Source organism: Streptomyces sp. 11x1, assembly GCF_032598905.1.
Lineage (GTDB): Bacteria > Actinomycetota > Actinomycetes > Streptomycetales > Streptomycetaceae > Streptomyces.
Window position 1 is genome coordinate 1,287,155 of the sequence record NZ_CP122458.1, and the last position, 14,958, is coordinate 1,302,112.

A 14,958-nucleotide genomic window follows, 5' to 3' on the forward strand; every position below is an offset into this window, starting at 1 on the left:
GGCCGGTACGCGGTCAGGCACTCTCGGTCCCCAGTGCCAGCCGTACGAGGCCGTCCACGTCCATCTCCTCGATGCCGGACGTCCGTTCGGGCGACGCCGGTGTGCCGCCGTCCCGGTTCTCCGGTCCGGCCAGGCGCAGCAGCGCCTCCAGCAGGCCGGAGTCGCGCAGCCTGTCCAGCGGGATGGTGGACAGCGCGCGGGTGATCTCGTCGTCGGCCGGGGTCGGCGCCGCCGCGGCCCGCGGGGGGCCGGCCGGGGCCAGACGGTCGGCGCAGTACCCGGCGACGGCCGCCGGGCTCGGATAGTCGAACACCAGGGTGGCGGGGAGCCGCAGTCCGGTCGCCGCGTTGAGGCGGTTGCGCAGTTCCACCGCGGTCAGCGAGTCGAAGCCGAGCTGCCGGAAGGCGCGTTCGGGGTCGACGGCCGAGGCTCCGGCGTGCCCCAGCACGTCGGCGGCGTGCGCGCACACCAGGTCGGCGAGGACGGCGCGGGCGTCGTCGGCGGCCAGGCCCGCGAGCCGCCCGCGCAGGGTGTCCGCCGCGTCGGCGCCGCCGGTGGCGGCCGTCCGGCGGGCGGCGCCGCGCACGAGTGAGCGGAAGAGGGCGGGTACGGCACCGGTGCCTGCCCTGGCGCGCAGCCTGGCCAGGTCGAGCCGGACCGGGACCAGGACCGCCTCGTCCCGTTCGAGCGCGGCGTCGAACAGGGCGAGTCCCTCGTCGGAGGTGAGTGCCCCCACGCCGCCCCGGGCGATGCGCCGCAGGTCGACCTCGTCGAGGGTGCCGGTCAGGGTGGAGCGCTCGGCCCACATGCCCCAGGCGATCGACTGCGCCGGCAGGCCCTGGGCGCGCCGGTGCTGGGCGAGCGCGTCCAGGAAGGCGTTGGCCGCCGCGTAGTTGCCCTGCCCGGAGCTGCCGACGGTGCCGGAGGCGGACGAGAAGAGCACGAACGCGGCCAGCGGCAGGTCGCGGGTCAGTTCGTGCAGGTTGAGCGCGGCGTCCGCCTTGGGGCGCAGGACGTGGTCGAGGCGCTCGGGGGTCAGCGAGCCGATGACCCCGTCGTCGAGGACGCCGGCCGAGTGGACCACGGCGGTGAGCGGGTGGGTGTCGGGGACACCCGCGAGGAGCCCGGCCAGGGCGTCCCGGTCGGCCGTGTCGCAGGCGGCGGTCTCCACCTGGGCGCCCAGGGCGCTGAGCTCGTCGACCAGGGCGGTCGCCTCGGGGGTGTCGGCGCCGCGCCGCCCGGTCAGCAGCAGGTGGCGTACCCCGTGCTCGGTGACCAGGTGACGGGCCACCAGGCCGCCGAGGACGCCGAACGCGCCCGTGACGAGCACCGTGCCCTCCGGGTCCCACGGCTTGCCTGCCACGGCCTCGGCATCCGTCGGCGGGGTCCTGGTCAGGCGGGGTGCGAGGGTCCGTCCGTCGCGTACCGCGAGCTGGGGTTCCGTCGCGGACAGCGCGGCGGGCAGGGCCTTGAGCGCCTCGGCCGGGTCCTCGGCGTCGACGAGGACGAAACGGTCCGGGTGTTCGGACTGCGCCGAGCGCACGAGCCCCCACACGGCGGCGGCCGCCAGGTCGCCGATGTCCTCGCCGCGTGCGGTGGCGACACCGCCCCGGGTGACGAGGACCAGACGGGTGTCGTCCCAGCGGTCGTCGGCCAGCCAGGTCTGCAGCAGACGCAGGGTGCCGGCGAGCGCGGTACGGGCCGCGTCCGCGCTGTTCCCGCCGGGCGGGCAGAGCGTGACGACCACGTCGGGCACGGCGGCGCCCCCGTCCACGGCGGCGGTGAGCGCGTCGAGGTTCTCGTGGGTCTCGGGCAGCAGTTGCCCGGTGCCGAGCGCGGCCCACCGGCCGACGGGCGGCTCGGTGGTGGCGGGCAGGGCGGTCCAGGCCAGGGTGAACAGCGAGTCGCGTCCCTGCGCCGCGGCGCCGCGCAGGGCGTCGACGGCGATGGGCCGGATGGCCAGCGCCGCCACGTCGGCGACCGGCCGGCCGGCCGGGTCGGCGGCGGCCAGCGCCACCGAACCGGTGTCGTCGTAGCTCAGCCGCACGCGCAGTTCGGTCGCCCCGGAGGCGTGCAGGCGGACGCCCTCCCAGGAGAAGGGCAGCCTGGCGGTGCCGGGCGCGTCGTTCTGGTCGGCGCCGTCCGGTGCGGCCAGCCACAGACCGTGCAGGGCCGCGTCCAGCAGCGCGGGGTGCAGACCGAAGCCGGCGGCCCCGGTGTGCTGGTCCTCCGGCAGCCGGACCTCCACGTAGACGTCCTGGCCGAGGCGCCAGGCGGCGTGCAGGCCGTGGAAGGCGGGGCCGTAGCCGTAGCCGGCGTCCGCGAACCGCTCGTAGAGGCCGTCGACGGGCACGGGTTCCGCCCCGGCGGGCGGCCAGGCCGCGCCGTACGGGTGGGTCGCCTCGTCGGTGGACCCGGCGGGGGCGAGGACACCGGTGGCGTGCCCGGTCCACGGAGTGCCGACGCCGTCCTCGCCCCGGGAGAACACGCCGAGGGTGCGCCGCCCGGAGTCGTCGGGCGCGCCGACCCGCACCTGGATCTGGACGGCGGCGTCCCGGTCGAACACCAGCGGTGCCTGGAGGGTCAGTTCCTCGACCCTGGGGCAGTCCGCCTCGTCGCCGGCGCGTACGGCCAGTTCCACGAAGCCGGTGCCGGGCAGCAGGACCACACCGGAGACCGCGTGGTCCGCGAGCCAGGGGTGGGTGCGGGTCGACAGGCTGCCGGTGAGCACGAGGTCCCCGGTGTCGGCGACCTCGACGGCCGTGCCGAGCAGCGGGTGACCGGTGGCACCGGGCCCGCGGGGCGTCGCCGCGGGCGGCTGGATCCAGTAGCGGCGGCGCTGGAAGGCGTACGTCGGCAGCTCGGCCGCGCTCTCGCCGGGGAACGCGGCGGTCCAGTCGACCGTGCCTCCGCGCACCCACAGTTCGGCCGCCGACAGCAGGACGCGTCGCAGGCCGCCCTCGTCGCGGCGGAGGGTGCCGAGGACGACGGCCTCGCGTCCGACGGTCTCGGTGGTCTCCTCGATGGCCATGGTGAGCACGGGGTGCGGGCTGACCTCGACGAAGGAGGTGAACCCCTCGGCGGCCAGGATGCGGACGGCGGGGTCGAAGCCGACGGTCTGCCGCAGGTTGCGGTACCAGTAACCGGCGTGCATGCCGGTGGTGTCGAGCCAGCGGCCGTCCACCGTGGAGTACAGCGGGACCTCGCTCGGCAGCGGCTTGATGCCCGCCAGGGCGTCCATGAGGATGCCGTGGATCTCCTCGACGTGCTCGGAGTGCGAGGCGTAGTCGACGTCGATGCGCCGGGCCCGTACGCCCTGGGCCTCGCACTGGGCGAGCAGGGCCGCCAGGGCCTCGGAGTCGCCCGCGACCACGGTGGTGGCGGGGCCGTTCAGCGCGGCGACCGACAGGGCGCCGGCCCAGGGGGCGAGGGCGGCCTCGGCCTGGTCGGCGGGGAGGGACAGGGAGGCCATGCCGCCGCGACCGGCCAGCGCGTCGAGGGTCTTGCTGCGCAGGGCGACCACCTGGGCCCCGTCCTCCAGGGACAGCGCGCCCGCCACGACGGCGGCGGCGATCTCGCCCTGGGAGTGGCCGACGACGGCGTCCGGTACGACACCGAGCGACCGCCAGACCTCGGCCAGCGACACCATCACCGCGAACAGCGCGGGCTGGACGACGTCCACCTGGTCCCAGGCACTGCCCGAGCGCACGGCGTCGAGCAGCGACCAGTCGACGAAGGGTGCCAGAGCCTGTTCGCACTCCTCCATGCGGGCCGCGAACACGGGCGACTCGTCCAGCAACTCCCGTGCCATACCGGCCCATTGGGAACCCTGGCCGGGGAAGACGAAGACCGTACGGCCCACGGCGTCGGCGACGCCGCGTACGAGGTCGGGGGCGGTGCCTCCGTCGGCGAGCGCGGTCAGCGCGGCGGGGAGCCGTGTGCCGTCGCCGACCAGTACGGCGCGGTGTTCGAACGCCGTGCGGGTGGTCAGGGCCCGGCCGATGCCGGCGGGCGGAAGGCCCGGCGTGTCGGCCAGGTGGGCGGCCAGCCGCTCGGCCTGGCCGCGCAGGGCGTCCGGGGACTTGGCGGAGAGCGGCCAGGCGACGGTCCCGGCCGTCACCTCGTCGGGTGTCTCCTGCGGGCTCTGCTCAGGAGCCTCCTCGGGAGCTTCCTCCACGATCGCGTGCACGTTGGTGCCGCTCATGCCGAACGCGGAGATCCCGGCACGGCGCGGGCGGCCCGTCGCCGGCCACGGGGTCGTGTCGCTGACCACGTCCACGGCACCGGCCGTCCAGTCGACCTGGGTCGAGGGCCGGTCGACGTGCAGGGTGCGCGGCACCTGCCCGTGCCGGAGCGCCAGGACGGTCTTGATCACACCGGCGACGCCCGCGGCCGCCTGGGTGTGGCCGATGTTGGACTTCAGGGAGCCGATCAGCAGGGGGCGCCCGTCGGAGCGTTCCTGGCCGTACGTGGCGAGCAGGGCCTGGGCCTCGATGGGGTCGCCGAGCGTGGTGCCGGTGCCGTGGGTCTCGACGACGTCGATGTCGGCCGCCGAGAGCCGGGCGTTGGCGAGGGCGGCCCGGATGACCCGCTGCTGGGAGGGGCCGTTGGGGGCGGTCAGGCCGTTGCTGGCGCCGTCCTGGTTGACGGCGCTGCCGCGCAGCACGGCCAGCACGGGGTGCCCGTTCCGTCGTGCCTCGGAGAGCCGTTCGAGGAGGATCACGCCGACGCCCTCGGCCATGCCCATGCCGTCGGCGGCGTCGGAGAACGCCTTGCAGCGGCCGTCGGCGGCGAGCCCGCGCTGGCGGGCGAAGCTGATGATGGCGCCCGGGCTGGACATCACCGCGACGCCCCCGGCCAGGGCGAGCGAGCAGTCCCCGGCGCGCAGCGCCTGTGCGGCCAGGTGCACCGCGACGAGGGAGGCGGAGCAGGCGGTGTCGACGGTGACGGCGGGGCCCTCCAGGCCGAGGGTGTAGGAGATCCGGCCGGAGATCACGCTGGCCGCGCTGCCGGTGAGGAGGTGGCCCTCGTTCTCCTGGGTCTGGGCCACGGAGGCGCCGTAGTCCTGGTAGTTGACGCCGGTGAAGACGCCGGTGTCGGTGCCGCGCAGGCGGTCCGGGTCGAGACCGGCGCGTTCGAAGGCCTCCCAGGAGGTCTCCAGGAGCAGTCGCTGCTGCGGGTCCATGGCGACCGCCTCGCGCGGGGAGATGCCGAAGAAGTCGGCGTCGAACTCACCGGCGTCGTAGAGGAATCCGCCGTGCCGCACATAGCTGGTGCCGGGCTGGTCCGGGTCGGGGTCGAACATGGACTCCAGCGGCCAGCCGCGGTCGGTCGGGAACTCCGAGACGACGTCGCCGCCCTCCTCCAGCAACCGCCACAGCTGTTCGGGGGTCTGCACCCCGCCGGGGAAGCGGCAGCTCATCGCGACGATCGCGATCGGCTCGTCGGCCCCCCCGGTGCCGGCGGGCGCGGGCTCGCGTGTGGCGGGCGTCCGGTGCTCGCCGAGTACCTCGGCGCGGATGTGGTCGGCGAGCACGGTCGCGGACGGGTAGTCGAAGACGAGGGTGGCGGGCAGGGGGAGGCCGGTGGCGGTGCGGAGCCGGTTGCGCAGTTCGACGGCGGTCAGCGAGTCGAAGCCGAGTTCCTGGAACGCCCTGCCCGGCCGCAGCTCCTCCGGCGAGTCATGGCCGAGGACGGCCGCGGCGTGGGTGCGGACGAGGTCCAGGGCGACGCGGCGCTGCTCGGCCTCGGCGAGCCCGGTCAGGCGCTCGCGCAGCACGTTGGCGGCCGGGGTGGCGTCCGTGCCGGGCGCGGCGGCCTCCTCCAGCTGCCGCCTGGCCTCGGGTACGCCGGTGAGCAGGCGGCTGGGGCGTACGGAACCGAAGACGTCCGCGAACTGCTCCCAGTCGACGTTGGCGAGGGCGATGACCGTCTCGTCGTCGTCGAGTGCCTGCTGGAGGCCGGTGAGCGCGAGGTCGGGCTCGATGAGGGGCAGGCCCTGCTTCTGCACCCGGTAGAAGTCGGAGTCGTCGACGGTGTCGCGGACGGTCCACGGGTTGGCGGCCGACCAGACACCCCAGTCGACGGTGGTGGCGCTCAGGCCCCGGGCCCTGCGGTGTTCGGCGAGGGCGTCGAGGTAGGCGTTGCCCGCGGTGTAGGCGGCGTGGTTGCTGCTGCCCCAGACGCCGGCGATGGAGGAGAACATGACGAACGCGTCGAGTTCGTGGTCGAGGAGTTCGTCCAGGTGCCGGGCGCCGTCCGCCTTGGCGGCGACGACCTCGGCGAAGGCGTCGAGCGGGGTGTCGTCCAGGGAGGCCAGCTGGATGTAGGCGGCGGCGTGGAACACGGCGGTGACCGGTGTGCCTTGCTCCTCCAGTCCGGCGAGGAGTCCGGCGATCTGGTCGCGGTCGGCGAAGTCGCACGCGGGCAGGGACAACTCGGTGCCCAGTTCGGCGAGTTCGGCCCGCAGTTCGTCGGCTCCGGGGACGTCGGCGCCGCGCCGCCCGGGGAGGACGAGGTGCTCGGCGCCGCCGCGGGCGAGCCAGCGCGCGACGTGGGGGCCGAGGGCGCCCGTGCCGCCGGTGACGAGGACGGTGCCCCGGGGCTTCCAGACGGGCCGGTTGCCGGGCAGGCGCGGGGCGCGGACCAGACGGCGGGCGAGCAGTCCGGTGGAGCGGACGGCGAGCTGGTCCTCGCCGGTGGCGCCTGCGAGGACCGCGCGGAGGCGGTCGCGGGAGCGGGAGCCCAGGTCCGTCGGCAGGTCGACGAGGCCGCCCCAGCGGGTGGGGTGCTCCAGCGCCGCGACCATGCCGGTGCCCCAGATCAGGGCCTGGTCGGGGGCGGTGAGGGTGTCGGTGTCGCCGGTGGAGACGGCGCCGTGGGTGGCGCACCACAGCGGGGCCTCGACGCCGAGGTCGCCGAGCGCTTGGACCAGGACGAGGGTGAGGGCCGAACCGGCGGAGACGGCGGGGTGGTCGGGGTGCGGTCGTCCGGCGATCGCCAGCAGCGACAGGACGCCCTGCGGGGTGCGGCCGTCCAGGGCGACGGCGAGCCGGTCCGCGAGGCCGACCCGGTCGACGTCGGAATCCGCGAGGAGCACGGTGACGGCCTCGGCGTCGGCTTCGGTGACGGTCAGGAGGGCGTCCCGTACGAGCTGGTCGTCCTGGTGGCCTTCGGGCAGGACGACGAGCCAGGTGCCGGAGAGGGCGGCCGCGGGTGGGTCGGTGACCGGCTGCCAGTCGACGCGGTAGCGCCAGTTGTCGACGGCGGCGCCGTCTCGCTGCCTGCGGCGCCAGGCATTCAGGGCGGGCAGGACCGTGCCGAGCGTCTCGGCGTCGACGGCGAGGTTTCCGGCGGCCTCCTCGGCATCGCCGCGCTCGACGATCCGCCAGAACTCGGAGTCCGCCTCGTCCCCGGTGCCCGCCCGGGCGGTGGGTTCGGCGCCCTGGAGCCAGTAGCGCTTGTGCTCGAACGGGTAGGTGGGCAGGTCGGCGCGGCGGGCGCCGGTGCCCTCGAAGAGGACCGGCCACTGGACGGGGACGCCACGCACCCACAGTTCGGCGGCCGAGGTGAGCGCGCGGGCGAGGCCGCCCTCGTCACGGCGCAGGGTGCCGGTCACGACGGTCTGCGGGGCCTCGACGGCCTCCAGGGTGTCCTCGACAGACATGGTGAGCACCGGGTGCGGCGAGACCTCGACGAAGACCTGGTGGCGCTGGTCGGCGAGGGCGCGCACGGCACCGTCGAACTCGACGGTCTCGCGCAGGTTCCGGTACCAGTACCCGGCGTCCATCGTGGTCGTGTCGAGCCAGTCCCCGGTGAGGGTGGAGAACAGCGGCACCTGTCCGGCGACGGGCTCGATACCGGCCAGCACCTCGGACAGCTCGTCGCGGATGCGTTCGACGTGCGCGGAGTGGGAGGCGTAGTCGACGGCGATGGTGCGGGCCCGTACGCCTGCCTCCTCGCAGTGGGCGATCAACTCGCGCAGCGCCTCCGCGTCGCCGGAGACGACGACGGCGGACGGTCCGTTGACGGCGGCGAGGGAGAGCCGCCCGGACCACCGGGCGACGAGCTCGGCCGCGCGCTCGCGCGGGACGGCCACGGAGACCATGCCGCCGTGCCCGGCGAGGGCGAGGATGGCCCGGCTGCGCAGGGCGACGACCTTGGCGCCGTCGTCCAGGGAGAGGGCTCCGGCGACCACGGCGGCGGCGATCTCGCCCTGGCTGTGGCCGAGGACGGCGTCGGGCTCGACACCCCAGGAGCGCCACAGGGCGGCCAGTGACACCATCACGGCCCACAGGGCGGGCTGGACGACGTCGACCCGTTCGAAGGGGGGCGTGTCCGGGGCGCTGCGCAGTACGGCGTCGAGCGACCAGTCGACGTACGGCTCCAGTGCCTGCTCGCAGGCGGCGACGGAGGCGGCGAACACCGGTGAGGTGTCCAGGAGTTCCACCGCCATGCCGGCCCACTGGGCGCCCTGGCCGGGGAAGACGAACACGCGGCGGCCGTCGGTGTCGGCGGTGCCTCGGATCAGTCCGGGGACGTCCTCACCGACGGCCAGGCCGTCCAGGGCGGCCGACGGGGCGCCGCCCTCCGTCCCGAGGAGCACCGCACGGTGTTCGAAGGGGGTACGGCCTGCCGCCAGGGAGTAGCCGGTGTCGAGCGGGCCGGGGGCATCCGCCTGGGCGAGGCGGTCGCGCAGACGCCGGGCCTGGTGGGCCAGGGCCTGCGACGACTTGGCGGACAGCACCCAGGGCACGTCCCGCGGCCCGGCTTCGGGCTCGGTCCCGGCCTCGGTCTCCTCGGAGGCGGGTGGTGCCTGTTCGAGGATGGCGTGGACGTTGGTGCCGCTGAAGCCGAAGGAGGAGATGCCCGCGCGGCGGGGTGCGCCGGTGTCGGGCCAGTCGCGTGCCTCGGTGAGCAGTTCCACCTCGCCGGAGGCCCAGTCGACGTGCGGGGAGGGCTCGTCGGCGTGCAGGGTGCGCGGGAGGACGCCGTGCCGCAGGGAGAGCACGGTCTTGATCATTCCGGCGACTCCGGAGGCGGCCTGGGTGTGGCCGATGTTGGACTTGAGTGCGCCGAGCCGGAGCGGGCGGCCGTGCGGGCGGTCCTGCCCGTAGGTGGCGAGCAGGGCGTCCGCCTCGATGGGGTCACCGAGGGTGGTGCCCGTGCCGTGCGCCTCGACGACGTCGACGTCGGCCGCGGTCAGCCCGGCGTTGGTGAGGGCCTGGCGGATGACCCGCTGTTGGGCGAGGCCGTTGGGGGCGGACAGGCCGTTGCTGGCGCCGTCCTGGTTGACGGCGCTGCCCCGCAGCACGGCGAGCACCGGGTGGCCGTTGCGGCGGGCGTCCGAGAGCCGCTCCAGGAGCACCACGCCGACGCCTTCGGCGAGGCCCATGCCGTCGGCGGAGGCGCCGAACGCCTTGCAGCGGCCGTCGGCGGCGAGGCCGCGCTGCCGGGAGAAGCCGACGAAGACGCCCGGGGTGGCCATCACGGCGACACCGCCGGCGAGGGCGAGCGAGCAGTCGCCGCCGCGCAGGGCCTGCGCCGCGAGGTGCGTCGCGACCAGCGAGGAGGAGCAGGCGGTGTCGACGGTGACCGCCGGGCCCTCCAGACCGAGGGTGTAGGCGACGCGCCCGGAGACCACGCTGGCGGCTCCGCCCGCGACCAGATGTCCTTCGCCGCCCTCCGGCGAGGAGCCCGCGAGCGAGGTGTAGTCCTGGTAGTTGACGCCGGCGAAGACACCGGTCGGGGTGGTGCGCAGGGACGCCGGGTCGATGCCCGCCCGTTCGAACGCCTCCCAGGAGGTCTCCAGGAGCAGCCGCTGCTGCGGGTCCATGGCGACGGCCTCGCGCGGCGAGATGCCGAAGAAGGCCGGGTCGAAGTCGCCCGCGTCGTGCAGGAAGCTGCCCTCGCGGACGTAGGAGGTGCCCGGGTGGTCGGGGTCGGGGTGGTAGAGGCGGTCCAGGGGCCAGCCGCGGTCGGCGGGCATGCCGGAGAGCACCTCGCCGCCGTCGACGAGCAGTTGCCACAGCCGCTCCGGGGTGTCGATGCCCCCGGGGAAGCGGCAGCTCATCGCGACGATGGCGATGGGCTCGTCGGGGTCCGCGACGGGGACGACGGCCGTCGTGGCCGCGGCCGGGGCGGTGTCGCCGAGGAGTTCGGTGCGCAGGTGCTCGGCGAGGAGCGCGGCGCAGGAGTAGTCGAAGACGACGGTGGCGCGCAGCCGCAGGCCGGTGACCTGGTTGAGCCGGTTGCGCAGTTCGACGGCGATCAGTGAGTCGAAGCCCAGTTCACGGAAGGCCCGGTCGGGCAGGACGGCGTCGGCGGACTCGTGGCCGAGGACCGCGGCGGCGTTGGTGCGGACGAGTTCCAGCAGGGTCCGGCGGACCTCCGGCTCGGCCAGTCCCGCGAGGGTGCGGCGCAGCGCGGAGGCGCCGTCGGCGTCGTCCGGGTCGGGTTCGGTCCGGTCCTCGGCGGTGGCCAGGGCGCGGACGTCGGGGAGGTCGGCGATGAGGGGGCTGGGCCGTACGGAGGTGAAGACGGGCACGAAGCGGGCCCAGTCGACGTCGGCGACCACGACGACGGTCTCGTCGTCGTCCAGGACGCGCTGGAGCCCGCCGACGGCCAGCCGCGGGTCCATGAAGGGGATGCCGCGTTCGAGGAGGGCGCGTTCGAGGTCGCTGGTGGCGAGGCCGCCGCCCTCGGCGCTCCAGATGCCCCAGACGACGGAGGTGGCGGCGAGGCCCCGGCCGCGTCGGTGGGCGGCGAGGGCGTCGAGGTAGGCGTTGCCCGCCGCGTAGGAGGCGTGGTCCGCACTGCCCCACACACCCGAGACGGAGGAGTACAGGACGAACGCGTCGAGGTCGGTGTCGGCGAAGACGGCGTCGAGGTTGGCGGCGCCCTGGACCTTGGCGGCCAGGGTGGCGGCCATGCTCGCGGGGTTCTCGTCGCGTACGGGGAACAGCTGGGCGGCCGCGGCGGTGTGCAGGACGGCTCGGACGGGGTGGCCCTCGGCGGCGACCCGGTCGACGAGCGCGGCGAGCGCCTCGCGGTCGGTGATGTCGCAGGCGGCCAGGGTCACACCGGTGCCCAGGGCGGTGAGTTCGGCCGCCAGTTCGTCGGCGCCGGGGGCGTCGGCGCCCCGGCGGCTGACGAGGACCAGGTGGTCGGCGCCGCCCCGGGCGAGCCAGCGGGCGGCGTGCGCGCCGAGCCCGCCCGTGCCGCCGGTGACGAGGACCGTGCCGGAGGGCCGCCAGGGAGCCGACGGCGCGGGGGTGGAGGCGGTGGCACGGACGAGTCGGCGGGCGTGCGCCCCGGAGGACCGTACGGCGATCTGGTCCTCGTCGCCGGCTCCGGCCAGGAGGTCGGCGAGCAGGTGTCCGGCGCGTTCGTCGCACTGCTCGGGCAGGTCGATCAGACCGCCCCACAGGCTCGGGTGTTCCAGTGCCGCCGTGCGCCCGAAGCCCCAGACGAGGGCCTGGACCGGGTGGGGCACCGGCTCGGACGGGTGCACCGGGACGGCACCGGAGGTGACGCACCACACCGTGGTCCGGACTTCGAGGTCGTCCAGCGCCTGGATGAGCGCGGTGGTGAGCGCCAGGCCGACGGGCAGGGCGGGCAGGCCCTCGTGCGGCCGCTCGTCGAGGGCCAGCAGGGACAGCACTCCGGCGGGGGCGGTCGCCGTGCCGGGACCGGTGGCCAGCAGCTCGCGCAGGTGGTCGGTGAGGCGGGACCGGTCGGTGTGGGTGTGGTCGAGGACGACGAGTTCGGGGTCGGCGCCGCGCTCGCGCAGGGCCTCGACGGCGCGGGGCACCGCCGCGTCGGCGGTGTGGCCGTCCGGGACGAGGATCGGCCAGCGGCCCTGCAGCGGTGCGGCGGCCTTGGCCGTGAGCCGCTGCCAGGAGATGTGGTAGCGCCAGCCGTCGAGGACGGCCCGGTCACGGCGGTCACGGCGCCAGGCGGAGAGGGCGGGCAGGACATCGCTCCAACTGGCGGCCTCGACGCCGAGCGTGGCGGCGACCGCGGCGACGTCCTCGCGTTCCACGGCGGCCCAGAAGGCGGCGTCCGCGGGGTCGGCGGTCTCCTGCGCGGTGCCGGGCCGGGTCTGCGGCTCCAGCCAGAAGCGCCGGTTCTGGAAGGCGTACGTGGGCAGTTCGACCCGCTCGGGCCGGTGTCCGGCGAACACGGCCGCCCAGTCCACCGGCACGCCGTGCACGTGCACCTGGGCGAGGGCGGTGAGCACCCGGTGCAGGCCGCCCTCGTCGCGGCGCAGGGTGCCGGTGACCAGGGTCGGCGGGGCCGGGACCGCCGCGTCGGGGTCGGCGAGGTCGTCGAGGGTGTCCTGCGTCGGCACGGTGAGCACGGGGTGCGGGCTGATCTCGACGAAGACGCTGTGGCCGCGCCGGACGAGGTCGCGCACGGCGGCGTCGAACTCGACGGTCTGCCGCATGTTCCGGAACCAGTAGCCGGCGTCCAGGCCGGTCGTGTCGAGGGATCCGCCGGTCACCGTCGAGCAGAACGGGATCGTGGCGGCGGTGGGCCGGACGCCGGCCAGCGCGTCGAGCATGCCGTCGCGCAGCCGGTCCATGTGCGCGGAGTGGCCCGCCACGTCGGCGGCGACCCGCCGGGTCCGCACCTCGCGTTCCTCGCACTGGCGGAGGAACTCCTCCAGAGCCTCGGGATCCCCGGAGACGACCGCGGAGGCCGGGCCGTTGACGGCGGCGACCGACAGACGGCCCTCCCAGGCGCGCAGGCGGTCCCGCAGGATGTCGGCGGGCAGCGCCACGGAGGCCATGCCACCGGTGCCGGACAGTTCCAGCTGGGCGCGGCTGCGTACGGCGACGATGCGGGCGGCGTCGTCGAGCGACAGGGCGCCGGCGACGTACGCGGCGGCGATCTCGCCCTGGGAGTGGCCCACGACGGCGTCGGGTTCGACCCCGTACGACCGCCACACGGCGGCGAGGGAGACCATCACGGCGAACAGCACCGGCTGGACGACGTCGATGCGGTCCAGCGGCGCCGCGTCGGGCTCGCCGCGCACGACCGCCGACAGCGACCAGTCCAGGTGCGGGGCGAGGGCCTGTTCGCACTCGGCCATGCGGGCGGCGAACACCGGTGACTCGTCCAGCAGGCGCCGTGCCATGCCCGCCCACTGCGAGCCCTGGCCGGGGAAGACGAAGACGGTCCTGCCGTCGCCCGCGCCGGTGCGGCCGGTGACCGTCTCGGCGGCGCTGGTGCCCGCGGCGACGGCGGCGAGCCCGCGCAGGAAGCCCTCGGGCCGGTCGGCCACGACGACGGCCCGGTGCTCGAAGGCGGAGCGGGTGGTCGCGAGCGAGTGACCGACATCGGCCGGGCGGAGTCCGGGCCGGTCGGCGAGCCAGGAGGCGAGCCGGGCGGCCTGGTCGCGCAGCGCCTCGGGGCTGCGGCCGGACAGCGGCCAGGGCACGGCGGCCGGCAGGGGTGCAGCGCCAGACACGGAACCGGACCCGGCGTCAGGCGCGGTACGTGTCTCGTCACCTGGTATCGGCTCGGCCGCGCCCTGCCGGCCGTCCTCGGGCGCCTGCTCGTCGGCGGGCCGCTGCTCGGGCTCAGGTGCCTGCTCGATGATGACGTGCGCGTTCGTGCCGCTCATGCCGAACGAGGAGACGCCCGCGCGGCGCGGACGGTCGGCCACGGGCCAGTCGCGCCGCTCGGTGAGCAGCCGCACGCCGCCGGAGCTCCAGTCGACGTGCGGGGTGGGCGCGTCCACGTGCAGGGTCTGCGGCAGGACGCCGTGCCGGATCGCCATGACGACCTTGATGACACCGGCCAGGCCCGCCGCGGCCTGGGTGTGGCCGATGTTGGACTTGATGGAGCCGAGCCACAGCGGCTGGTCCTCGGCGCGGTCCTGGCCGTAGGCGGCGAGCAGGGCGTCGGCCTCGATGGGGTCGCCGAGCCGGGTGCCGGTGCCGTGCGCCTCGACGGCGTCGACGTCGGCCGCTGTCAGCTGGGCGTCGGCGAGCGCGGCGCGGATCACACGCTGCTGCGAGGGACCGTTGGGGGCGGTCAGTCCGTTGCTGGCGCCGTCCTGGTTGATGGCGCTGCCCCGCAGCACCGCGAGGACCGGGTGGCCGTTGGCGCGGGCGTCGGAGAGGCGCTCCACGAGCAGCACGCCGACGCCCTCGCCCCAGCCGGTGCCGTCGGCCGCCGCCGCGAAGGGCTTGCTGCGGCCGTCGGCGGCGAGGCCGCCCTGGCGGGAGATCTCCACGAAGGCGCCCGGCAGGGCCATCACGTTGACGCCGCCGACGAGCGCGAGCGAGCACTCGTCGTTGCGCAGGGACTGCGCCGCGAGGTGCAGCGCCACCAGCGAGGCGGAGCAGGCGGTGTCGACGGTGACCGACGGCCCCTCCAGGCCCATGACGTAGGAGACGCGCCCGGACATGACGCTGATCGCGTTGCCGGTCATCAGGAAGCCCTGGACGCCCTCGGGCGCCCCGTCGGCCAGCGACATGTAGCCCTGGTCGATGGAGGCGGCGAACACGCCGGTACGGCTGCCGCGCAGCGACACGGGGTCGATGCCACCTCGTTCGACGGCTTCCCAGCAGGTCTGGAGCATCAGCCGCTGCTGGGGGTCCATGGCGAGCGCCTCGCGGGGCGAGATGCCGAAGAAGGCCGGGTCGAAGCCGCCTGCCTCGTCCAGGAAGGCCCCGGTGACGGGGACGCCGGAGCCGGCCAGCCCGGCGGTGTCCCAGCCCCGGTCGGCGGGGATCCCGGTGTAGGTGTCGCGGCCGTCCGCCACCAGCTCCCACAGGTCCTCCGGACTGTGCACCCCGCCGGGGAAGTGGCAGCTCATCGCGACGACGGCGATGGGCTCACGGCTGCGCTCCTCGACGTCCCGCAGCCGTCGCCGGGTCTGCTGGAGGTCGATGGTGACGCGGTTGAGGTAGTCGCGGAGCTTCTGCTCGGTCCGGTCGCTCACTG

General features: G+C 75.5%; 1 protein-coding gene. It reads right to left on the minus strand.

Annotation, left to right across the window (positions count from 1 at the left end; genetic code table 11):
* Positions 1 to 13 precede the first annotated feature (13 nt).
* On the minus strand, positions 14 to 14,956 hold the full coding sequence (locus P8T65_RS06030) for a type I polyketide synthase (RefSeq protein ID WP_316724340.1): 14,943 nt from the start codon (positions 14,954 to 14,956) through the stop codon (positions 14 to 16).
* Positions 14,957 to 14,958 lie beyond the last annotated feature (2 nt).